The organism is Enterococcus sp. M190262 (genome assembly GCF_005843965.1).
In the GTDB taxonomy this organism is placed as follows: domain Bacteria; phylum Bacillota; class Bacilli; order Lactobacillales; family Enterococcaceae; genus Enterococcus_D; species Enterococcus_D gallinarum.
Genome location: NZ_CP040461.1, coordinates 2,973,588 through 2,997,404, shown reverse-complemented (window position 1 = coordinate 2,997,404; position 23,817 = coordinate 2,973,588). Strand labels below are relative to the sequence as shown.

Sequence of the window (23,817 nt, the reverse complement as noted above, 5' to 3'; positions counted from 1 at the left end):
TCATTTTAAAGTTAGAAGGAGTGGTTTTTGTATGGGATGGGAACAAATTTATGAGCAATGGAAAAATCATCAACAATTAGAAGCAGGGTTGAAGGATCAGTTAACAGAACTGGAGAAAGATCCAGAAATGTTGCAAGATGCTTTTTATATGCCGCTTGAATTTGGTACTGCTGGGATGCGAGGGATCTTAGGACCTGGGATCAACCGCATGAATATCTATACGGTCCGTCAAGCAACAGAGGGATTGGCGCGCTTCATGGATACACAAGATCCAGAAACCCGTCGCCGCGGTGTCGCAATCGCATATGATTCTCGTCATTTTTCACCAGAATTTGCGATGGAAGCAGCCAAGACATTAGCAAAACACGATATTCCTGCCTTTGTGTTTGAAAGCTTACGTCCAACCCCTGAATTATCTTTTGCGGTACGTTATTTGCATACGTTCACTGGAATCATGATTACAGCATCTCACAATCCGGCAGCTTATAATGGATACAAAGTATACGGCGAAGATGGTGGACAAATGCCTCCAGCAGATGCGGACGCCTTGACAGCTTTTGTTCGAGAAATTGAAAATCCATTAGAAATTCCAGTTTTATCAGAAGAAGAAGCAAAGCATAGTGGATTGATCACGATTATCGGCGAAGAGGTCGATACTGCGTATCTAAAAGAAGTCAAAACAGTGACAATCGATCAAAAATTAATCGAGACAACAGGGAAAAATCTTAAATTAGTTTACACACCATTACACGGAACAGGTCGGATGCTTGGTGAAAAAGCTTTGAAACAAGCAGGGTTTGAGCAATTTATTATTGAACCTTCACAAGCTGTTGCGGATCCAAACTTCAGTACAGTCAAGTCACCGAATCCAGAAGAACATTCTGCCTTTGAATATGCGATTGCTCTGGGAGAAAAAGAAGACGCAGACTTGTTGATTGCAACTGATCCGGATGCGGATCGCTTGGGTGCTGCAGTCCGGATGCCTGATGGAAACTATCAAGTATTGACAGGAAATCAATTAGGCGCATTGATGATCCGTTACATTCTAGAAGCCCACAAGAATGCCGGCACACTACCGGAAAATGCAGCAGTCCTAAAATCAATCGTTTCTAGTGAATTGCCAACAGCGATTGCCCAGTCTTACAACGTTGAAATGGTCAATGTATTGACTGGCTTCAAATTCATTGCCGAAAAAATCCAACAGTATGAAACAGATCATTCCCATACGTTCATGTTTGGTTTTGAAGAAAGTTACGGTTACTTGGTAAAACCTTTTGTGAGAGATAAAGATGCGATCCAAGCACTTGTCTTGTTGGCTGAAGTCGCTGCTTTTTATAAACAATCGGACAAAACACTTTATGATGGATTGCAAGATATCTTTGAGGAATATGGTTATTATGCCGAAAAAACGATTTCTGTTACGATGAGCGGTATGGAAGGTGCAGCCAAAATCACTGCATTGATGAAAACATTCCGAGAAAAAGCACCATCAGTTTTCGCGGGTATACCAGTCGTTCAAACAGAAGATTTCAAAGAATTGACAAGAGTTGGTTTAGATGGTCACATGCAAAAAATGACTACACCACCGTCAGATGTATTGAAATATACTCTTGAAGATGAGAGCTGGATTGCGGTTCGTCCTTCTGGAACTGAACCAAAAATCAAATTTTACATTGGAGTCAAAGGAAACTCTTCTGAAGATGCAGCAAATAAAATTGCTGAACTTGAAGCTGCCATTAATGAAATTACAGAAGTTTAAGCGATAAACAAGAGCTAGATCCTTTTCAAATACTTGGATGAGAAGCAGATAGATTATTTTGCTGATATTCAGTTCTTCTTGGAGAACATATTATAGGAAAATGTGCTGCTTCTTTTCCAGGTATTTGGGTGGATCATGCATATATTTTGACGCCTTGTTTTCAATGGGGCTTGACAAAGAATGCTTGAACCAGCTAGAATTTTATTCACCATCGAGAAAGGAAGACCAGCATGACTCAACCAGATCAAGAAGATATCCAAAAAGTCACTCAAATTTTTAAAATGCTTGGTGATCCTACACGTTTGAAGATATTGCTTTCTTTAGAAGAAGGAGAACGTAATGTAACTTCGATCGCAGAGCAAGTGATGATGGAACAATCTGCGGTCTCTCATCAATTGAAACTATTGAAAGATAATCGGATCGTAAAATCGGAACGACAAGGAAAGACAATTTTATATAGTTTAGATGACAAGCACGTAGTCGACATCTTACAAAAAACATTCGCTCATATCCATCACCGCTGAAACTAGGACGAGAATTTCTCGAAAGTCCTAGTTTTTTCTTATGCTTTTTGGTATGCTAGTAGAAAATTAAAAATGGATGAACGATTTTTTAATAACGTTTTCGGTAAGGAGGCTATATGAAAGAGCAATTAAATATAGGACTACTAGGAATGGGTGTCGTAGGCACTGGAGTCTGCCAACTATTAGCGGAACAAAGAGAGGCAATCGCAGCCCGAACTGGTGTCGAGATTTTTATTACGAAAGCATTGGCCTCTCCTTATGATGATAAAAGCGCAATTGCCCAAAAATACGGGTTTGAACTGACTAGTGATATTCAGGAAATCTATCAGGATGAGTCCATCGATGTCATTGTGGAATTGATTGGCAAGATCGATCCTGCGAAGGATTTTATTCTTGGTGCGTTAGCTCACAAGAAACATGTTGTAACCGCCAATAAAGATCTCTTGGCGACTCATGGCCCAGAACTGACTGCCGCTGCTAAAAAAGCCGGTGTTGCATTGTATTATGAAGCCAGCGTGGGAGGCGGGATTCCTATATTGCGAACATTAAGCACGCATTATTTACCCGATACGATTACCTCGATTTCTGGCATCGTCAATGGTACGACGAATTATATGCTGACAAAAATGTTAACAGATAACTTAAGTTATGAGGAAGTTCTAGCTGAAGCACAGGCAAAAGGATTTGCAGAATCGGACCCGACCAATGATGTGGACGGTATTGATGCAGCTTATAAGATGGTCCTCTTGACAAAATTTGCATTTGGTATGACGATCGAGATGAAAGATGTTTCTATCGGCGGCATTCGTGGATTAGCAATTGAAGACATCATTTATGCCCAACAACTAGGGTATGAAGTGAAACTTATTGGTACGGCACAAAAGACACCAAAAAATCATGTCGCTGTTTCTGTTGGTCCAGTTCTTGTCCCTAAGCCCCATCCGCTAGCCTCAATCAAATATGAGTTTAATGGCGTGTATATCGAAAGTACGGGCATCGATCGTTCCATGCTTTACGGGCCTGGAGCGGGGGCTCGTCCTACTGCAACGAGTGTGCTGGCAGATGTGACGGAGATCGCTAAAAATAAATCTGCTGGGATCACTGAATCATTTCTAACCTTTGAACAGCCGACTCAGATTGCAGTACCAGATGAGCTTCGTCAACGTTATTACATTGCGTTGACTGGACCATTAGCAGCGCAGCAACAGACATTGGACTGGATCGACCAAGAATCTATCTTGGAAAAGAAAGCATTTTTGACGAAGCCATTGAGTCCCTCGGAATTAACAGCAGCATTATCGATTTTTGAAGATGGTCGAATTAGCCAAATCATGAAAGTAATGGAGGAGTAGCAGATGTATGAAGGACTATTAAAGCACTATAAAGAGTATTTACCGGTGACAGAAAAAACACCGCTAATCTCATTAGCAGAAGGAAACACACCGCTGATTCCATTGAATAACTTATCAAAAGAATTGGGTATCACATTATATGGGAAATACGAAGGACTAAATCCTACTGGATCTTTCAAAGATCGGGGAATGGTGATGGCAGTAGCCAAAGCGGTGGAAGAAGGCGCAAAAGCAATCGTTTGTGCTTCTACTGGTAATACCAGTGCTGCAGCAGCAGCGTATGCGACACGAGCAGGAATCAAAGCCTATGTGGTGATTCCAGATGGTAAGATCGCAATGGGCAAGTTGGCACAGGCAATCGTTTATGGCGCGGATATTATTTCTATTCCCGGGAATTTCGATGAAGCACTAAAAGCAGTTAGAGAAATTGCCAAAACAGAAGCTGTGGCCCTCGTGAATTCAGTCAATCCTTACCGTTTGGAAGGACAAAAAACCGCTGCCTTCGAAATTTGCCAGCAGTTGGAGAAAGCGCCAGATGTACTAGCAATTCCAGTAGGAAATGCTGGAAACATCTCTGCTTATTGGAAAGGATTCAAAGAATGGCATGACAAACAAGGGACTTCACTACCAAGAATGCATGGATTTGAGGCAGAAGGTGCCGCAGCAATCGTAAAAGGCGCGGTAATCGAAGAGCCAGAAACAATCGCAACAGCGATTCGGATCGGCAATCCAGCAAGTTGGAAGCTAGCAGAAGCCGCTCGTGATGAATCAAAAGGGTTTATCGATGCTGTAACCGACGAAGAGATCTTGAATGCTTACCGAAAGGTAGCTGCACAAGACGGTGTCTTTATTGAACCAGGATCGGCTGCTTCACTAGCAGGCGTGATTCAACACGTGAAAAACGGGAAAATTCGTCCTGGTGAAACCGTAGTGGCAGTCTTTACTGGAAACGGCTTGAAAGATCCTGATACAGCTATTCAGGCTACTGAAGTAGCGATCCATAAGATGAGTGATCTAGAAGAAATGCGGCAACACCTGCGTAAAGGAGTGTCTCAACTATGAAGATTCGCGTTCCTGCAACCAGTGCAAATTTAGGACCTGGTTTTGATTCTTGCGGGATTGCTCTCTCAAAATATCTATTCATTGAAATTATGGAAGAAAGTGACCGATGGGAGATCTTACATGAACTAGGCAGTGAAATCCCTAATGATGAAAGTAATCTGCTGTTACGTGTCGCGCTGAAGCTTGCACCTACACTTACACCGCGTAAAATCCGCATGTACTCAGATATACCTTTAGCACGGGGATTAGGCAGCAGTTCATCGGTTATCGTGGCTGGAATCGAATTAGCCAATCGTTTAGGACACCTGAACTTAAGTGATGCACAGAAAGTTGATATTGCAACGGCCATTGAAGGCCACCCCGACAATGTGGCACCGGCAATTTATGGCGATTTTCTGATTACGGCCTTTGATCATGAACATAAACAAACTTTTGTTGTTAAACATCATTTTCCGGAATGCGATATTGTTGCTTATATTCCGCAAGAACAATTGTTGACAGAAGCTAGTCGGAATGTCCTCCCTAAAACACTGAACTTTTCAACTGCTGTTGAAGCCAGTGCAATCGCCAATGTGATGATCGCAGCAGTGATCAAAGGGAATCTACCTTTAGCAGGTAAAATGATGCAGGCGGATCGTTTTCATGAGAACTATCGTGAAAAATTAATTCCGCATTTATCCACGATCCGCCAAATTTGTGAAGAAGAAGGCGGCTATGGCTGCTTCCTGAGTGGGGCTGGACCAACTGTCTTAGCGATTGTCCCACCCGAAAAGGCAGATAAGATCTGCCGCCTTCTCCATGCGCTTGAAACCAATGCAGCAATCGAACAGCTGCAGATCGATCGCGAAGGCGTCCAAGTCTTTTAGACTTTTCTGATTTGACACAAGCAAAGATCCCCAGAGTAATGGTACAGTCTAGCTGACCATTACTCTGGGGATCTTTTTGTCTAAAATGTATGTGGCTGGTTATTCTTCTGTTTCTGACGTGTAGTAACTATGGTCTTCCAAATTCAATGCATTCAAAATCATGGAAGCTGTCTCTTCAATTGAAAGAGAGGCAACATTAATGACGATGCAGCCTAATTTTTGATAAAGATCATTGGCAAACTCTAATTCAGCCCGGATTTTTTCAATATCTGAATACGCCGTGTCTGGATTCAATCCGTAAGAACGCATCCGTTCTTTGCGTATGCTGTTTAAAACGTCGGGATCATTCGTTAACCCAACGATTTTGCTCGGTTCGATTTCCCACAACTGCTTAGGAATATGTGCTTGGGGCACAAGAGGCAAATTCGCCACCTTTAAGTTTTTGTTGGCTAAGAAAAGACTTAGCGGTGTTTTTGATGTTCGGGAAACACCTAACAAAACGACATCGGCTTCGAGAAAACCTCGTGGGTCTTTTCCATCATCGTATTTAACAGCGAATTCCATTGCTTTGATACGTTTGAAATAATTTTTGTTTAAATGATGCAATGCGCCGGGTTCTCGCGATGGAGCGACACCTGTGCGTTTTTCTACCTCGGTGACAGGAGGAGTCAATACATCAAAATGATATAGGTCGGCTTCTTCACAAAAGTGATTGGTTAGCGAGACTAGCTCATCGTTAATCAGTGTGTGCAAAATAATGGCATCGTGTTTTTTGGCATCAGTCAACGCCTGGATCAAGTGTTCTTTGGTGTGAATAAAGGTACGCCGAAATAAGTTGAATTCAACACTTGGGTACTGTGCCATCGTTGCTTGAGCTAATTTGGAGGCCGTTTCTCCTGCTGAATCGGACAAGACAAAAATCGTGACAATCGTTTCTTGTGGGTTCATAGTAAAATCCTCTCTTGCATTTTTGATAATTTCATTATACCATACTTACGATCGCTAAAAATCGGAATGATTTTGATTTACTGGAGGGATTCGATGAAAAATCAACCATTGATTGAGCAAGCTATGTCGATATTAAAAGAACATGGCTATAAATATACCAAAAAAAGAGAAGCTATCATTACTTATTTAGTGAAACGCAACCGTTATTTGCCGGCAAAAGAAATCCATGATTTCATGTCTGAAGAATACCCGGGTCTAAGTTATGACACGATCTATCGGAACCTTCATGATTTTTCTGAGATTGGCATCTTGGAAGAGACTGAATTGAATGGAGAAATGAAATTTCGTTATAATTGCTGCGTGGAATTGGAAGATCATCACCATCATCATTTTATTTGCACGGTTTGTGGCAAAACAAAAGAGCTGCATATTTGTCCAATGGATTTCTTTCAAGAACAATTGCCCGGGTGCAGTATCGAAGGCCATCGTTTTGAAATTCTAGGCAGATGTGAAGATTGTCGCTGATTGTTCGGATTCTAAGATTGAATCAGGAAGTTCATCGACTTTTTTACTAGAATACCTTGACACTTTTTCAGGGGTTAGCTATAATTTTCAAAGGACAGTCTTGTTTTTTGAGATTTTATTTCAATGACAAATACGGTTACTTTTTAAGCTCGGAGGGAGGGAATTTACATGTCAAAAACAGTCGTTCGCAAAAACGAATCACTTGACGATGCTCTTCGTCGCTTCAAACGTTCCGTGTCAAAAGCGGGTACTTTACAGGAATCTCGTAAACGTGAATTTTACGAAAAACCAAGTGTAAAGCGTAAGAAAAAATCTGAAGCAGCTAGAAAACGTAAAAAATTCTAATTTTCTACTGTTTTGAGAATTGGAGCTGGTAGTGTGACGCTACTAAGTACACTGAATGATGACATGAAAACAGCGATGAAAGCCAAAGACAAGGAAACGTTGCAGGTGATTCGCATGTTGAAAGCATCGATTCAAAACGAACAGATCAAAAAAGGTGCCGACTTGAACGAAGAGGAAGAATTGACTGTGTTGTCTCGTGAAATGAAACAACGTCGTGATTCTCTGACTGAATTTGAGAAAGCCGACCGTACCGATCTGGCTGAAAAAGTCAAAGGTGAAATTGCAATTGTTGAAAAATACTTGCCGGCACAACTTGATGAAGCGGAAATTCGCCAAATCGTTGCTGGTGCGATCGAAAAAACAGGGGCTTCTTCTCCGAAGGAATTCGGAAAAGTGATGGGCGCTGTGATGCCTCAGGTAAAAGGCAAAGCAGACGGCAACCAAGTCAATGCGATCGTCAAAGAATTATTAGGGCAAATGTAAGGACACGCCGTAAGCATCTTATTGGATGCTTACGGCTTTTTTGTTCTTTCTTAGTGAGTATTTTTAAGTAGAATCAATGATCGAAAAACAAACTATTAATAAATTGCAAAGAACGCTGCCAAAACGCTTCTTGAAGCTTACAAGTAATTTTGCTTTTAGCGATTGTGTGGTATTATAAACTAGAATGCCTAAAAAAGGAGCTGTAACTTATTTGACAGAAGAGCGTATTTCTTTGGAAATCCAACTGACTCAAAATGATGATATTAGTTTGTTGTTGGGTTCCCATGACAAACATATCAAAGTCATCGAAGATGCTACACAAACAACGATTCATACCCGCGGAGAAATGATCCAAATCATTGGTGAAAAGACAGCCGCTGAAAAAGCCCAATCCGTGATCCATGCGTTGCAAGAGTTGATCAAACGAGGGATCAATATCAGTACGCCAGATGTTATTACGGCATTGAACATGGCAAATAAAGGAAACTTAGATTATTTCACAGATATGTATGAAGAAGAAATCATCAAAGATCGTAACGGTAAGCCGATCCGCGCAAAAAATGCCGGACAAAAGAAATATATTGAAGCCATCAGAACCCATGATGTCGTTTTTGGCGTTGGACCAGCAGGAACCGGAAAGACGTTTCTTGCCGTTGTCATGGCCATTGCGGCATTGAAGAAAGGACAAGTTCAAAAAATCATCTTGACGCGACCCGCTGTTGAAGCAGGTGAAAATCTTGGCTTTTTACCAGGTGATCTGAAAGAAAAAGTCGATCCCTATTTGCGTCCCGTTTATGATGCCCTTTATCAAATCTTTGGTATGGATCATACCAATCGTTTGATGGAACGCGGCGTGATCGAGATTGCTCCGCTAGCCTATATGAGGGGGCGGACTTTGGAAGATGCTTTTGTGATTCTTGATGAGGCACAGAATACCACTATTGCCCAAATGAAAATGTTTTTGACCCGCCTAGGATTTAATTCAAAAATGATCGTTAATGGCGATACAAGTCAAATTGATTTACCAAAAGGAACAACGAGCGGACTGATTCATGCGCAACGAGCGTTAGAAGCAATTCCTAAAATTGCGTTCGCGCACTTTGAAGCAGGAGATGTCGTTCGTCATCCAGTCGTTGCAGACATTATACGTGCCTATGAGGAATCCGATAGTAAAGAACAACGTTGATTGTCGGACAGGAGGGGTAAAATGATCATACAACCGTTACGGAATTTTCGAGAAAAATTAGGCCGCTTTTACCTGCCGCTGCTTATGGTGCTCTTTTTTGTTTTATCTATTGGGATCATGTTTTCCAGTGTAAAACAAAACAATGTCGACTATAGCGAGGGGCAGGTTGCGGAAGAGAATATCCGAGCCAACAAAACGATTGAAAACACAACTGCTACTGAACAAAAACGTACGCTAGCCGCTGAAGCCGTCTCGCCTGAATACACGTATCAAGACGATTTGGCACAAGTTCAACATGAACGGATCAATCATTTGTTTGAATTGATTGATACAGTCAACAAGACTGTCAATACGAAATATGAAGCTGCGGTCAAAGCTGCTGGTGAAAATGAAAATGTTCCTAAACCGGATACAGAAGAGTATATCGCCACTTTAAAAAAAGAATTTGAAAAAATGAGTGATGATGAACTTGATTTTTATCAAGCGCTGACCAATAATTTTTTGTCGACATTGTTTTCATTGAATAGTGATCAGCTGAACACGGTAAGAGATTATGCGCTGCAGCTTGTTGATGAACAAATGGCTAAACAGATCCGCCAATCTGAATTGAGTACTTTCCGATCAGAAGCCGAAGAAAAGATCCAGTTTTTGGATGTAACTTCTGAAATGGCAACAGCATTACGCTTTTTAGTCAATCAAGGGATCGTTGTCAACGATTTTCCTAATGAGAAACGAACGGAAGAAGCTCGGCAGGCTGCCAAAGACGCTGTTCAGCCGGTTATGATCTATCAAGGTGAGATCATTGTCCGGGAAGGCTCGCAGATTGATTCAAATGCATTAGAAAAATTGCAGCTTCTCGGTCTGACGAGTCAAACCTTCTCTGTATTTCCGTTGATTGCTTTAGTTTTTACTGCTGCTTTACAGATGCTCATGCTCTTTTATTACACACGGCAGACAAAAAACGAAGACAAACGGATGAATGCTGTGACCTTTTATGTCATTGCGATGATTTTTAGTATTTTGTTGATGAAGTTTTTCCAACTATTTCAGTCTGAACTCATCGCGTTCATTCCGTTATTCTTTCCAGCTGCCTTTACCCCGCTGATCTTGAATATATTCTCAAGTCGGCGTTTGGGAATTTTAGCTGCGATGTTTCAAGTAATCAATGCGATTTTCATTTATTTTGATTCCAGCGGTACGAATATGCTGACTACTGTCTTGGTAACCTATTTGTTCTCTGGATTGATGGGAACGATGATCAGAAGGGAACGAATCGCCAGTCAAGGACGAACAGCCATTATGTGGGTCATCGTCTTTCCGTTCTTATTAAGTGTCATGTTAGTGATTTTCCAAGGGATGGATTTCGCGAGAGGCAATACCTGGACGACGATCATTTGTGCCTTAGCGGGTTCATTACTTAGCTATCTACTAACGATTGGTTTGCATCAATACATTGAGTTATTGGTCTCAGACAATAGCATGATCGTTCTGAACGAACTAAGTAATCCAAATCACCCGTTACTTAAACAATTACTGGAAGAAGCACCAGGAACCTATCATCATAGTATGATGGTCGCCAATTTGAGTGCTAATGCTGTAGCAGAGATCGGCGGACAAAGTTTACTGACACGGGTCGCTTGTTACTATCATGATATCGGTAAATTAAAGCATGCGAATTTCTTTGTTGAGAATTTACCCGCAGGGGCTGAAAATCCCCATAACTTTTTGCTTCCGGAAGACAGCAAGCAAATCATTTTCGGACATGTGATCGATGGAGCGGTTCTTTTAGAAAATGAGAAAATGCCTCAGATGGTGGTGGATATTTGTCGCCAGCACCATGGAACAACCTTGATGCGTTATTTCTATGTCAAAGCGAAAGAACGTAATCCAGAAGTGACAGAAGCCGATTTTCGCTATCCTGGACCAAAACCACAAACAAGAGAAGCAGGGGTCGTTAGTATCGCGGATAGTTGTGAAGCTGCTGTGCGGGCAATGGATAATCCCACAGATCAGAAAATCAAGGAATTTGTTTCGAATTTGATCAATGATCGGATTCTTGATGGACAATTAGATGAGTCCGGACTGACATTGCATGAAATTCGTATCATTGAAAAGTCCTTAGTCAATGGATTGTGTAGTACATTCCATTCACGGATCAAATATCCGAAAATGAAGTCCGAAGCGGAAAAAATGAAAGAAGAACAAGAAAGAAGAGATCGGTAATGGAGATTGCTTTTTTAGATGAAACAAATACAGTGAGTCAAGAGAAAATCAATGAAATTGATGAACTGCTGCAGTATGCGGCAGACTATTTGAAGCTGCCTGAGGATACGGAAATGTCTGTCACCTTCATGGACAATGCCGCTATCCAAATCATCAATCGGGACTATCGTGATAAAGATCAACCGACGGATGTCATCAGTTTTGCTTTAGAAGAAGAAACGGAAGAAGAGTTGCCGATCATCTTTGATGATGAAATGCCAGCTATGCCGAGAAATCTCGGGGATATCATGATTTCAGTCGAGCGGGCAAAAGAGCAAGCTAGTGAGTATGGACACAGCTATGATCGGGAATTGGGCTTTTTAGCGCTGCATGGATTTTTGCATATCAATGGTTATGATCATATGACACCAGAAGATGAGAAAGAAATGTTCGGTCTGCAAAAGGAAATATTGGATGCCTATGGACTCAAAAGATAAGAATACAGAAAAAAACAAACAATTTATCACATCCATTGAATTTGCCTTTACAGGAATCAAGACCGTCTTTGACGAAGAGCGCAATATGCGCAAACATGTCTTGTTAGGCATCGTTGCAATCATTGCGGGATTTGTCTTTAGATTAAATCAAATGGAATGGCTCTGGTTGTTATTGTCGGTATTTTTGGTTTGGATCGTGGAAATCGTCAACACAGTCTTTGAAAATGTCGTTGATATGTTTACCGATTTTCACTTCCATCCCATTGGCAAAAAAATCAAAGACATGGCGGCAGGAGCAGTCCTGATGACAGCATTCTTTGCATTGATCGTTGCGGCAATCATTTTTATACCAAAAATTTTAGCGTTCTTTTAGAAAGATAACACACAGAGGAGATCACCTATGACAACACATAAATCAGGCTTTGCTGCCATTGTTGGCCGGCCCAACGTTGGTAAATCCACATTACTTAATCGCGTAGTAGGTCAAAAAATCGCTATCATGAGCGACAAAGCACAAACGACCCGAAATAAAATCCAAGGGGTTTACACAACACCAGATGCACAAATCGTTTTTATCGATACACCTGGAATCCATAAGCCAAAACATCGCTTAGGAGATTTCATGGTGGAAACTGCTTATAGTGCACTTCGTGAAGTCGATGTGACCTTATTTATGATCAGTGCCGATCAAAAACGGGGGAAGGGCGATGACTTCATTATCGAGCGGCTGCGGAAAAACGAGACGCCGGTCTTTCTAGTCATCAATAAAATCGATAAAGTACATCCAGACGAACTTTTAGCTATTATCGAAGATTATGCGGCTCAAATGACGTTTGCGGAGATCGTGCCGATTTCGGCAACGGAAGGAAATAATTTTGAGACATTGATGAGATTAGTCATTGATCAAATGCCGGAAGGTCCCCAATATTTTCCTGAGGATCAAATCACAGACCATCCAGAATATTTCATCGTTTCGGAATTAGTGCGGGAAAAAGTGCTGTTACTGACTAGAGACGAAGTGCCTCACTCAGTCGCTGTGGTGGTTGACTCGATGAAACGGGATGAAAATGATAAAGTTCATATTCAAGCAACGATCGTCGTTGAACGGGATAGCCAAAAAGGAATCATTATTGGGAAAGGCGGCAAAATGCTGAAACAAATCGGAACAAAAGCACGATTAGATATCGAGCATTTGTTAGACGATAAAGTTTACTTGGAATTATGGGTCAAAGTTCAAAAAGACTGGCGAGACAAACAAACCTTCCTGACAGACTACGGTTATCGGAACGATGATTACTGATCTTCTCTAAACAAGATCAGCTAAGAAGTTTGATGAGAGAAAAGACAAAGAAAGCTGGAGCAAGCGAAGGGGATTGAGCTGCTTCAGCTTTCTGGTTTAGAAAGGAGCGTTTTTCATGAATTTAGTTGAAACAAAAGGGATCTTGTTATTTACTAGGGACCATAAAGAAAAAGATAAACTGGTCAAAATATTCACTGAATCGGCTGGAAAGCAAATGTTCTATGTAAAAGGTGCCCACCGCAAGAATAATCCTTTAACGCCAGCTTTGCTTTCGTACACTGAAGCGACCTATATTGGAAATATTCGTTCTGAGGGCTTGTCATTCTTGAATAATGCCAAAGATATCCATTCTTTTCGCAAAATCCAAGCTGATATTTTTCTTGCAGGCTATGCTACGTATCTATTGAATCTGGCTGACTCTGCGATCGATGACCGCGTGTACGATCCAAATCTCTATCATTTCTTACATGAAGCTTTGCAGTTGATGGATACTGATAATGATGCAGAGATCATCACTAATATTTTTGAGATTCAGTTGCTGCAGCGTTTTGGCGTCTCACCGATATGGACCCACTGTGCGGTCTGCGGACAAACAGAAGGCCGCTTTGATTATTCCTCGAAATACAATGGCGTCATATGCGAAAAGCATTGGGCCTTAGATGACCATCGTTATCACGGTGATCCAAGGGCAATCCATTTTATTCGTTTGTTTGCACAAATCTCTTATGAACAAATCGCATCGATCAAGTTAAAACCAGAAACGAAGCAAGCCATTCGTCAGGTAATTGATTTATTGTATGATGAATATGTTGGCTTACATTTGAAAAGCAAAAAATTTATTGATCAAATGGGACAGTGGCAAGATATCCTGAAACCCAAAGATCAACGATAAAGTTGGCGAAACTTCTTTGGAGTAGCGCCAACTTTTTTTTTGAAAAGAGCAGTGAAATGACTTGCATCTGGGATTCCTACCAAGAAAGCGACATCTTGGATGTCCAGATGAGGCTCGCCTACCAATAATTCTTTGGCACGATTCAGGCGATAATTCAGCAAAAATTGGGAGGTTGACTGTCCCAAAAAGCGCTGAAAGAGCCGCGACAAATACTGCGGAGTTACAAAAATTTTTTCCGCAAGTTCAGCGACGGTCAATGGATGAGCATAATTGGTTTCGATTTCTTGTAGTACAGGCGCAATGTAGCGTTGGTACAAATGATGCTTTTCATTTGCGTCAGCATTTTGTTGTTGGATCAATGCCAAAAGAAAGTGATAGCAACTGCTGGAAGAGCGCAATGGGTCTAATATTTTTTCTTGATCGTCGCGGATTCGTTGATTGATCCACTCACTGTAAGAAAATAAAGGGCTATCTTGCCCCATCAAGTAGCGCTTTCCGCTAAAAGGTTTCAACAATTCCTGTACTAAATCTCCTTGCAGCGTAACAAAGTTTGTCTGCCAGTCTCTATGAGGATGGTAACGATGAGGGATGAATGGCAAAATCAAAATGCCAGCCCCAGGAGTTAACACAAAGGATTGATCGTTAAAAAGGACGGTCCCTTGGCCAGCGGTAGTTTGCAACCAGTGATAATATGGATAACCAGTGGGGCGAACCACTTCATCTTGTGCCCAATGATTCCCAATGCTCTCGATACTGACAGGGAGCCGAGGGTTGTTCTGATAGAAATAGATAGACATTGAATTCTCCTTGTTTCGAAATATTATAGAATCATGACAATCCTATTATACTACAACTTTTTGAAAAGCCTTACAATAATAATTATCAATGAGAAAAAGGAGCGTCAAACATGAAAAAAGTTTTTGAACGGTTTTTATTCGGTGGCGATTATAACCCTAATCAGTGGCCGCAAGAAATCTGGCAAGAAGATATGCGAATTTTTAGAAATGCACACATCAATAGTGCGACTATCAATGTCTTTTCTTGGGCAAAAATCCAACCTTCAGAGCACGATTATTACTTTAATGAGTTGGATGAGATGATTGATATGTTGAGTGAAGAAGGCTACGACATTGTATTAGCGACTTCAACAGCGGCGTTGCCAGCATGGATGTTCAAGCGCTATCCAGAAGTGGCTCGAACTGACTATGAAGGGCGGCACCATAAATTTGGACAGCGGCACAATGCGTGTCCTAACAGCTTAGTCTACCAAAAATATGCACAACGATTAGCTGGGAAATTGGCACAACGCTATGGTGGTAACCCGCAAGTCACTTGTTGGCATATCAATAATGAATATGGAGGTGAGTGTTATTGCGAAAACTGTGAGAAAGCTTTTCGGGTCTGGCTAAAAGATAAGTATCAAACCCTTGAGACATTGAATAAAGCGTGGAATCTGGAATTTTGGGGGCATACTGTTTATGAATGGGACGAAATCGTTCTTCCGAATGCTCTTTCTGAAGGAATCGGTCATGACAAAACCGCATTTGCAGGAATTTCTATCGATTATCGTCGTTTCAATTCTGACAGTCTTTTAGAAAACTTTAAGTTAGAACGGGACGCTATTCGTCAATTCGATAGTCAAACACCGATTACCACGAATTTGATGGGAACTTTTAAAGGACTCGATTACTTCAAATGGGCAAAAGAAATGGATATTGTTTCTTGGGACAACTATCCTTCGTATAATACACCATGGAGTTTCGTTGCAATGACTCATGATTTGATGCGGGGATTGAAGCAAGCGCCGTTTATGTTGATGGAACAAACACCATCCCAACAAAACTGGCAACCATATAATTCATTGAAAAAACCTGGCCAAATGCGCGCGCAAAGCTATCAGACGATCGCTCATGGAGCAGATACAATCCAGTTTTTCCAACTTCGCCGCTCCATTGGTGCTTGTGAGAAGTTTCATGGTGCGGTGATAGAACATGTTGGGCATGAGAACACCCGTGTATTTAAAGAAACTGCAGCATTAGGAGAAGAATTGAGCCGACTGAACGAAGTTTTGGGTAGTGAAACAAAGGCTGAAGTTGGTGTTCTATTTGATTGGGATAATTATTGGGCATTGGAATATACGAGCGGACCAACAGTTGATTTGACTTATGTGCAACAAATCCATCAATATTATCGTTACTTTTATGAAAAGAATATCGCAACAGATTTGGTGTCAGTTGATGCAGATTTCAGCAAGTACCAAGTGCTGGTAGCACCGGTTTTGTACATGGTAAAAGCAGGTATGAAAGAAGCTCTTGAATCCTTTGTGGAACAAGGAGGCACCTTGATCACAACGTATATGAGTGGCATTGTTGACCAGTCAGACAATGTCCATCTAGGCGGCTACCCTGGGCCTTTAAGAGAGCTAGCAGGAATCTGGGTAGAAGAGATTGATGCATTAGCACCAGAGCAGACGAACGTTATCCAATTAAAGGGGGGAAGACAGGGAGAAAGTAACTTAGTCAGTGAGATCATCCATTTGGAGACCGCTGAATCTGTAGCGGACTATACGAGTAACTTCTATGCCGGTTCACCAGCAGTGACCAAAAATCGATTTGGTAAAGGGGTCGTTTATTATATTGGGACTCAACTTGAAAAAGATCTTTTAGATACGATCTTGGATGAAGCAACCAATAGCGCAAATCTAACTGCTGTGATTGAAGGAGAAACAAATCTAGAAATCAGCTGTCGTCATACGGAAGAAGCGGTTTACTATTTTATCATCAATTTTCAGAAGCAAGCGCAAAAGGTGCCGGCACAATTTGTAGGAAAGAAGGACCTACTGTCCGGTAAGCATTTGACTGAAGACTCCGTTGCAGATCAATACAGTGTATATGTAATCAAGGAAGGAAGAAGCGAATGACTGCTTTTGTAATCAAAGACGAATTTTATTTAAATGATCAGCCTATGAAAATTATTTCTGGCTCGATACACTATTTTCGAGTTGTGCCTGCATATTGGCGGGATCGCTTAGAAAAATTACGTTTGATGGGTTGTAATACAGTCGAAACGTATGTGCCTTGGAATATGCATGAACCGCAGGAAGGAAAGTTTGACTTTAGCGATAATCTTGATTTGCGGCGCTTTATTCAGCTTGCACAGGAGGTAGGGCTGTATGTGATCCTTCGTCCAGCACCTTATATTTGTGCGGAATGGGAATTCGGGGGCCTTCCTTATTGGCTGTTAAAAGATCCCTTCATGAAGATTCGCTTTGACTATCCACCGTTTATGGAAAAGATCGCTCGATACTTTACACAGCTTTTTTCTCAAGTGAGTGATTTACAGATCACTCAAGAAGGACCAATTTTGATGATGCAAGTTGAAAATGAATATGGCAGTTATGGAAATGACAAAAGTTATTTGCGAAAGTCTGCTGAACTAATGCGTCACAATGGCATTGACGTGCCCTTATTTACGTCAGATGGTCCTTGGCTGGATATGTTAGAGAACGGTTCGATCAAGGACATCGCACTGCCAACCATCAACTGTGGATCAGACATTAAGGAGAATTTTAGGAAACTTCAAGAATTCCATGGGAAGAAGCAGCCATTGATGGTCATGGAATTTTGGATAGGCTGGTTTGATGCATGGGGAGATGACAAGCACCATACCACATCGGTAACCGACGCTGCTAATGAATTGCGGGACTGCTTAGAAGCTGGCTCCGTCAATATTTATATGTTCCATGGTGGCACGAACTTTGGCTTTATGAATGGTGCCAACTATTATGAGAAATTATCACCAGACGTTACTAGCTATGACTATGATGCGTTGTTATCGGAATGGGGCGATGTGACACCTAAGTATGAAGCATTTCAACAAGTCATAGGTGAAATTACCGAAATCCCATCCTTTCCTTTGACTACAAAAATCGCCAAACGGGCTTATGGTAGCTGGAAAGTTAGTCAGCGAGTTTCTCTCTTTGAGACACTAGCTAGCATCAGTCAACCAGTCAAGCACAATTATCCTTTAACGATGGAACTGTTAGATCAAGCTACTGGCTATGTCTATTATCGTTCGCAAATTGGCAAATCGCGTGTGATCGAAGACTATCGACTGATCCATTGTCAGGATCGAGCCCATACGTTTATTAATAATCAGCTGCAATTTATTCAATATGATCAGGAAATCGGACAAAAGAAGACTCTCACACTGACGGAGGAGTCAAATGAGTTAGGGATCTTGGTTGAGAACATGGGACGGGTCAATTACTCCGTCCAAATGAATCATCAATACAAAGGTATCAAAGACGGAGTGATCGTCAACGGTGCGTTTCAAAGTGAATGGGAAATATACAGTCTACCGATGGATAATCTTGATCAAGTAGATTTTTCCGGTCACTGGCAAACGGGACAACCGAGTTTCTCCAAAGTGAGCTTTCAAGTGGATGAATGCGCAGATACATTTGTAGAACTGCCGGGCTGGGGCAAAGGATTTATTGTGATCAATGGGCATAATATTGGTCGTTTCTGGGAGAGAGGACCGCAAAGACGGTTATATATTCCAGCTCCTTATTTACGAGAAGGAAACAACGAGGCTGTGATTTTTGAAAGTGATGGTCGGGTATCAGATATGATCATCTTTCACGATCAGCCGGACTTAGGCCCTAATTAATTGCTTTTATATTTTTTGATTGACAAAGTCCCTATACAGCTACTATGATAAGGATAATCAAATAAATACGTTGATCGGAAAAAAGAAAGAAGCCAGAGTCATCCAGCGAGCTTGGGATAGTGAAAGCCAAGTTGAATCCTTTTTTCGCAGGCATCCGGGAGTATGACTCAATGAAGCTGCCGAGTAATCGGAAGTAGGGTGGAACCGCGAGAATATCGTCCCTATATCTATGCGCAAGTATAGGTATAGGGATTTTTTGGTGTGGTTCACCATTGCTCGAATCACTGTGATCGACCTGTAAAACAGGACATACAAGTCCTTGTTAGCGAACCCTGCTGGTAGAAGTGACTGCAGGAGTAACACAGAAGAGACGAGCAGATGTGAAACAGTAGGCTCGCAGGGAGAACGTGGTATCTGTGTCCTATTTCATGAAAAACTCAACCTTTGCGGTAGAATCAATGACTTAGAAAAGGAGGGGACTCTCATGCCATTTGATATGACGATTGCTGCATCAGAATTCAAAGAAAAAAAATTAAAAGTGTTAGCAAGTATTCCATTGCAAATCTTAGTCAAGCAAGATGATCAACTAGTCAAAGAGTTAACAACAAAACCGGACCAAATGTTGTATGATTTGTCAGATGTTTTGACGGATGATCATGTTGTTGAAGTAAAATTGATTCCAGGTCATGTTGTTGAATTTTATCCAGTAGTCAATGCGTTGTAAGAAAGGAAGAAAATAATGAGTAAATTAACCGTTCAAGAAATGATCTTGACTTTACAGAAGTTCTGGTCTGATAACGGCTGTATGCTAATGCAGGCGTATGATACCGAAAAAGGAGCAGGAACTATGAGTCCGTATACTTTTTTACGTGCAATTGGTCCGGAGCCTTGGAACGCCGCCTATGTGGAGCCGTCTCGCCGACCGGCTGACGGCCGTTATGGAGAAAATCCCAACCGTTTGTATCAGCACCATCAATTTCAAGTGGTGATGAAGCCCTCTCCAGAAAATATTCAAGAATTATACCTTGAAAGTCTGCGTTTGCTAGGGATCGATCCGCTAGAACATGATATTCGCTTTGTAGAAGACAACTGGGAAAATCCTTCTATGGGTTGTGCTGGTCTGGGTTGGGAAGTTTGGCTAGACGGCATGGAGATCACTCAGTTTACTTACTTCCAACAAGTTGGAGGATTGGCCTGCAAACCCGTTACTTCAGAGATCACCTATGGACTAGAACGTTTAGCATCTTATATCCAAGAAGTTGAAAGTGTCTATGATCTGGAATGGTCGACAGGGGTCAAATACGGCGAGATTTTCCGTCAGCCTGAATTTGAACATTCAAAATATTCCTTTGAAGTCAGCGATCAAGAGTTATTGTTAAGCAATTTTGACCGCTTTGAGGCAGAAGCAAAACGCTGTATCGATGAAAACCTCGTTCATCCTGCATATGACTATATTTTGAAATGCAGTCATACATTTAACCTGTTAGACGCTCGAGGAGCTGTTTCGGTAACTGAACGTGCTGGATATTTGGCTCGTATCCGTAATTTAGCAAGACAAGTTGCCAAGTTATTTGTCGCTGAACGGGAAAAACTAGGTTATCCATTATTAGCGCCAGAAGAAGCGGAAAAATTGATTGCGGGAGGGAAATAAAATGGCACAAAACCTATTATTAGAAATCGGTTTAGAAGAAATGCCAGCACATGTTGTCACGCCAAGCATGAAACAGCTACAACAAAAAACGGCGGAGTTTTTGACAGCTCATGCACTGCAATTCAGTTCGATCGAAGCTTATTCTACACCTCGACGTTTAGCTGTATATGTGACTGGGATTCCGGAAAGTCAAGCTGATACGCAAGAAGAAGTGAAAGGACCTGCCAAAAAAATTGCAATCGATGCCGATGGCAATTGGTCAAAAGCAGCCCAAGGGTTCGTTCGCGGACAAGGATTGACCACAGATGCAATTACCTTCAAAGAATTAAATGGTGTGGAGTATGTCTATGTCACCAAGCATATTCAAGGTAAACCAGCGCTTGAAGTTTTAACTGGTTTGAAAGAGGTCATTACTAGTTTGGCGTTCCCGGTAACAATGCACTGGGCAAATTTCGATTTTGAGTATATCCGGCCAATCCACTGGATCGTAGCACTGTTTGGCGCGGAAGTCGTACCATTTACAGTCCTTGACGTAGTAACAGATCGGAAATCCCGTGGCCATCGTTTCCTTGGAGAAGAAGTCACCTTTGAAACTGCCGATGACTATTTGAGTCAAATGGAACGCCAATTTGTGATCGCTGATCCATCCAAAAGACAGCAATTGATCGTAGACCAAATTGAGGCAATTGCTAAAGAAAACAACTGGCGGATCGATCTTGATGAAGATCTTTTAGAAGAAGTGAACAACTTGGTAGAATATCCGACTGCTTTTGTCGGTGACTTTGATGAAAAATATCTTTCAGTTCCAGAAGAAGTCTTAGTCACTTCGATGAAAGAACATCAGCGGTATTTTGATGTGCGCACCCCAGAAGGTGTTTTGTTGCCCCATTTCATTTCAGCAAGAAACGGCGATCGGGTAAAAATCGATAATGTAGTCAAAGGAAATCAGAAAGTATTGACAGCGCGTCTAGAAGACGCGGAATTCTTTTACAATGAGGATAAGAAACTTACCATCGATCAATGTGTGGAGAAACTAAAACAAGTCACTTTCCACGAAAAAATCGGTAGCTTATATGAAAAAATGCAACGGGTAGCTGTTATTGCTCAAATCATTGGAGAAACCGTCGGATTGTCTGAAGATGAAAGAACAGAATTGAAACGTGCATCAGAAATCTATAAGTTTGATTTAGTAACGAATATGGTCGGTGAGTTTCCGGAATTACAAGGAGTCATGGGTGAAAAGTATGCTCTCTTGCAAGGAGAAACACCGCAAGTGGCACAAGCGATCCGCGAACATTATATGCCTGTCTCTGCTGAAGGTGCGTTACCTGAATCAAGCGTTGGAGCAATTTTAGCAATTGCTGATAAGTTAGACAGTTTACTGTCATTCTTTGCAGTGGGCATGATTCCAAGCGGATCGAACGATCCATACGCATTGCGCCGACAAACTTATGGCATCATTCGGATTATTGCTGAGAAACGTTGGTACTTCCCGTTAGCCCGTTTACAGGAAAAAATTCGCACAGCAATCAATGAACAGCCATCAGTCTATGGCATTCAATTGAACGAAGGACAAGAGCAAGTCATTGATTTTGTTGACGGACGTCTGCGTCAATTCTTAGCAACGAAAAACATTCGTCATGATGTGATCGAAGCAGTGATCAACTCTCGTCAAGGCGATATCAGTCTTTTGTTTGAAGCTGCTCAAATGTTGAGAGCACATTTGAATGATTCTGATTTCAAACCATCGATGGAAGCTTTGACAAGGGTCATTAATCTTGCGAAAAAGGCAGATCTTGAACACAAACAAATCAATCCTGAATTGTTTGAGAACGAATCAGAAAATACGCTTTATGAGGCAGTGGTCGCCATTGAAGATAAGTTCCCGCAACAAACGATGGAACAAAACTATCAAAGCCTAGTTTCATTGAGACCATTGATCGAAGCTTATTTTGATCAGACAATGGTCATGGTAGATGACGAGGCAATACGTCGCAATCGTTTTGCATTATTGGATAAGATCGCCAAAATGAGTTTGGCAGTAGCCAGCCTTGATGCTTTAGTCACAAAATAAGATTTGATCCAGCTAGTGTCCAACAATGTGTGTTTGGATACTAGCTGAATTCCTAAAAAAGCCTAGCCATCTTCATTTACTTGAAGATGGCTAGGCTTTTTATATACGCGTCAATTTAACGACAACTTCACAACGAGCAGTTTGAGGAAACATGTCAACAGACTGTAGATACTCAATCTTGAAGACAGACGCTAATTTGACCAAATCACGGGCTAATGTTGAAACATTACAAGAGATATAAACCATTTTCTTTGGCGGCTGAGCAACTAACGCTTGCAACAGGTGGTCATCTAATCCAGTTCGAGGGGGATCAACCACAATACTGTCGGGTCTAAAACCAGCAGCAAACCATTTAGGGAGTAAGTCTTCAGCAGTTCCTGTTTCATAATGCGTATTATTTGCTTGGATTCGGCGGGCATTTTCTTTGGCATTTTCGATTGCTTGCGGAATGATGTCCATCCCACGGACTTCCTTTGCATGTTTTGCGAGGCTTAGTCCAATCGTTCCAACACCACAATAGGCATCAACGACGGTTTCATTTTTTGTCAATGCCAGTGCTTTGATTGCTTCGTCATAAAGTATACTAGTTTGTTGCGGATTCAGTTGGAAGAATGCACGAGGAGAAAGGTCGAATGTTAATTCCTGCAATCGTTCTTCAATCGCTTCTTTTCCCCAGAGATGTAAAGTTTCATCCCCCATGATCACCGAGGTCTTCTTGCTTTGGACATTTTGCATGATCGAAACTACTTGGGGCATGCGTTGATTGATTTCTCGAATCAAGGCATTTTTCTGTGGCAGTTTGCTAGAGTTCGTGATAAAAACGACTTGTACTTCGCCGGTCGCTCTGCCCACTCTGACCATCAAAGTCCTCAGGATGCCGCTGTTTTTTCTTTCATCATAGATGGGGAGTTGATACTTGTTCAGTAACTGCACAAGGCCATTGATCACATCTTGGGTTGCTTTTTCTTGAACGAGACAATCATCAATCGCCACTAAACGATGAGAATCCATTTCGTAAAGACCAGCTTCGATTCGTTTTGATTTTGTATCATATCGCAACTGAAATTGCGCTTTGTTGCGATAGTGCCATGGTTCTTCCATGCCAATCGTATCTTTTAAGATATACTTCTGATAACCTTTGGGCTTAAATTTGGTTAATGCTTGTTTTAATAAGTCTTTCTTAAAGTCTAGCTGCTTTTCATAAACAAGATGCTGTAATTGACAGCCCCCACAACGATCATAAAATTTACAAGGGGGGAGAATACGGTCGCTGCTTTTCTTGATGATTTTGGTCATTCTCGCTTCTGCAAACCTCGGAGTTGCTTTGGTCACTTCTGCAATCACTTCTTCTCCCGGAAGAACTCGCGGGACAAAGACGATCAATTTTTTATAATAGCCGATTCCTTCTCCGTTGATTCCTAAACGTTTGATCGTCAGTTGTAGTTTTTGACCGTTTTTAAGTTGTACGTTTGCCATGATT

At 41.5% G+C, this 23,817-nt stretch carries 22 protein-coding genes; 19 read left to right on the top strand and 3 right to left on the bottom strand.

Features of this window, described 5'->3' with window-relative positions:
- Window positions 1-31 precede the first annotated feature (31 nt).
- The 5 genes from FE005_RS14175 to thrB all read left to right on the top strand — a co-directional run bounded on the left by FE005_RS14175 (window position 32) and on the right by thrB (window position 5,563).
- Complete coding sequence (locus tag FE005_RS14175; protein WP_081131602.1) at window positions 32-1,759, top strand: phospho-sugar mutase; 1,728 nt, start codon at window positions 32-34, stop codon at window positions 1,757-1,759.
- Between the two features lie 230 nt (window positions 1,760-1,989).
- Window positions 1,990-2,283: a metalloregulator ArsR/SmtB family transcription factor gene (locus FE005_RS14170; RefSeq protein WP_003126275.1), complete on the top strand. Its 294-nt coding sequence runs from the start codon at window positions 1,990-1,992 to the stop codon at window positions 2,281-2,283.
- Between the two features lie 116 nt (window positions 2,284-2,399).
- The gene (locus FE005_RS14165) at window positions 2,400-3,635 is read left to right on the top strand and encodes a homoserine dehydrogenase (protein ID WP_005471203.1); all 1,236 of its coding nucleotides are present in this window, start codon (window positions 2,400-2,402) and stop codon (window positions 3,633-3,635) included.
- A 3-nt stretch (window positions 3,636-3,638) separates the two neighbouring features.
- Window positions 3,639-4,697, top strand: coding sequence for a threonine synthase (gene thrC / locus FE005_RS14160; protein ID WP_005471205.1), 1,059 nt, complete (start codon window positions 3,639-3,641; stop codon window positions 4,695-4,697).
- Entirely contained in the window at window positions 4,694-5,563 is an 870-nt protein-coding gene (gene thrB / locus FE005_RS14155; protein ID WP_138372041.1) for a homoserine kinase, read from the top strand. Before thrC ends, thrB begins: the two co-directional genes overlap by 4 nt.
- 99 nt (window positions 5,564-5,662) lie before the next feature.
- On the opposite strand, the gene FE005_RS14150 is transcribed toward thrB, so the two are convergent.
- Window positions 5,663-6,511, bottom strand: coding sequence for a pyruvate, water dikinase regulatory protein (locus tag FE005_RS14150; RefSeq protein ID WP_003126279.1), 849 nt, complete (start codon window positions 6,509-6,511; stop codon window positions 5,663-5,665).
- Window positions 6,512-6,604: 93 nt separating this feature from the next.
- Between FE005_RS14150 and FE005_RS14145 the strand changes: the two genes are divergently transcribed.
- The 9 genes from FE005_RS14145 to recO all read left to right on the top strand — a co-directional run bounded on the left by FE005_RS14145 (window position 6,605) and on the right by recO (window position 13,941).
- A complete protein-coding gene (locus tag FE005_RS14145) occupies window positions 6,605-7,036 on the top strand; it encodes a Fur family transcriptional regulator (protein ID WP_003126280.1) in 432 nt (143 codons plus the stop codon).
- Window positions 7,037-7,204: 168 nt separating this feature from the next.
- Window positions 7,205-7,381: a 30S ribosomal protein S21 gene (rpsU, locus tag FE005_RS14135; protein ID WP_002356740.1), complete on the top strand. Its 177-nt coding sequence runs from the start codon at window positions 7,205-7,207 to the stop codon at window positions 7,379-7,381.
- Between the two features lie 33 nt (window positions 7,382-7,414).
- Complete coding sequence (locus FE005_RS14130) at window positions 7,415-7,864, top strand: GatB/YqeY domain-containing protein (RefSeq protein ID WP_003126298.1); 450 nt, start codon at window positions 7,415-7,417, stop codon at window positions 7,862-7,864.
- Window positions 7,865-8,075: 211 nt separating this feature from the next.
- On the top strand, window positions 8,076-9,050 hold the full coding sequence (locus FE005_RS14125) for a PhoH family protein (protein ID WP_003126299.1): 975 nt from the start codon (window positions 8,076-8,078) through the stop codon (window positions 9,048-9,050).
- A 21-nt stretch (window positions 9,051-9,071) separates the two neighbouring features.
- Complete coding sequence (locus FE005_RS14120) at window positions 9,072-11,273, top strand: HD family phosphohydrolase (protein WP_003126300.1); 2,202 nt, start codon at window positions 9,072-9,074, stop codon at window positions 11,271-11,273.
- The gene (gene ybeY / locus FE005_RS14115) at window positions 11,273-11,749 is read left to right on the top strand and encodes an rRNA maturation RNase YbeY (RefSeq protein WP_060813417.1); all 477 of its coding nucleotides are present in this window, start codon (window positions 11,273-11,275) and stop codon (window positions 11,747-11,749) included. Before FE005_RS14120 ends, ybeY begins: the two co-directional genes overlap by 1 nt.
- Window positions 11,733-12,122 (top strand): diacylglycerol kinase family protein, encoded by a 390-nt coding sequence (locus FE005_RS14110; protein WP_029486721.1) that lies wholly within the window; start codon window positions 11,733-11,735, stop codon window positions 12,120-12,122. The genes ybeY and FE005_RS14110 overlap by 17 nt, the downstream gene beginning before the upstream one ends.
- A 27-nt stretch (window positions 12,123-12,149) precedes the next feature.
- On the top strand, window positions 12,150-13,049 hold the full coding sequence (gene era, locus FE005_RS14105; RefSeq protein ID WP_060813415.1) for a GTPase Era: 900 nt from the start codon (window positions 12,150-12,152) through the stop codon (window positions 13,047-13,049).
- Window positions 13,050-13,164: 115 nt separating this feature from the next.
- A complete protein-coding gene (gene recO, locus FE005_RS14100) occupies window positions 13,165-13,941 on the top strand; it encodes a DNA repair protein RecO (protein ID WP_138372040.1) in 777 nt (258 codons plus the stop codon).
- On the opposite strand, the gene FE005_RS14095 is transcribed toward recO, so the two are convergent.
- Window positions 13,932-14,738: an AraC family transcriptional regulator gene (locus tag FE005_RS14095; protein ID WP_138372039.1), complete on the bottom strand. Its 807-nt coding sequence runs from the start codon at window positions 14,736-14,738 to the stop codon at window positions 13,932-13,934. The two genes, recO and FE005_RS14095, sit on opposite strands and share 10 nt — an antisense overlap.
- A gap of 110 nt (window positions 14,739-14,848) precedes the next feature.
- On the opposite strand from FE005_RS14095, the gene FE005_RS14090 reads away from it, so the two are divergent.
- From FE005_RS14090 to glyS, 5 genes are all read left to right on the top strand, one after another.
- Window positions 14,849-16,861 carry a beta-galactosidase gene (locus FE005_RS14090; protein WP_138372038.1) on the top strand — a complete coding sequence of 671 codons (2,013 nt, stop codon included), beginning with the start codon at window positions 14,849-14,851 and terminating at the stop codon, window positions 16,859-16,861.
- Entirely contained in the window at window positions 16,858-18,612 is a 1,755-nt protein-coding gene (locus tag FE005_RS14085; protein WP_113849594.1) for a beta-galactosidase family protein, read from the top strand. Before FE005_RS14090 ends, FE005_RS14085 begins: the two co-directional genes overlap by 4 nt.
- A gap of 484 nt (window positions 18,613-19,096) precedes the next feature.
- Window positions 19,097-19,336 carry a hypothetical protein gene (locus FE005_RS14080; RefSeq protein WP_003126309.1) on the top strand — a complete coding sequence of 80 codons (240 nt, stop codon included), beginning with the start codon at window positions 19,097-19,099 and terminating at the stop codon, window positions 19,334-19,336.
- Window positions 19,337-19,348: 12 nt separating this feature from the next.
- Complete coding sequence (glyQ, locus tag FE005_RS14075; RefSeq protein WP_162787489.1) at window positions 19,349-20,263, top strand: glycine--tRNA ligase subunit alpha; 915 nt, start codon at window positions 19,349-19,351, stop codon at window positions 20,261-20,263.
- A gap of 1 nt (window position 20,264) precedes the next feature.
- Complete coding sequence (gene glyS / locus FE005_RS14070) at window positions 20,265-22,337, top strand: glycine--tRNA ligase subunit beta (protein WP_081131594.1); 2,073 nt, start codon at window positions 20,265-20,267, stop codon at window positions 22,335-22,337.
- A gap of 99 nt (window positions 22,338-22,436) precedes the next feature.
- On the opposite strand, the gene rlmD is transcribed toward glyS, so the two are convergent.
- Complete coding sequence (rlmD, locus tag FE005_RS14065) at window positions 22,437-23,813, bottom strand: 23S rRNA (uracil(1939)-C(5))-methyltransferase RlmD (RefSeq protein WP_003126313.1); 1,377 nt, start codon at window positions 23,811-23,813, stop codon at window positions 22,437-22,439.
- Window positions 23,814-23,817 lie beyond the last annotated feature (4 nt).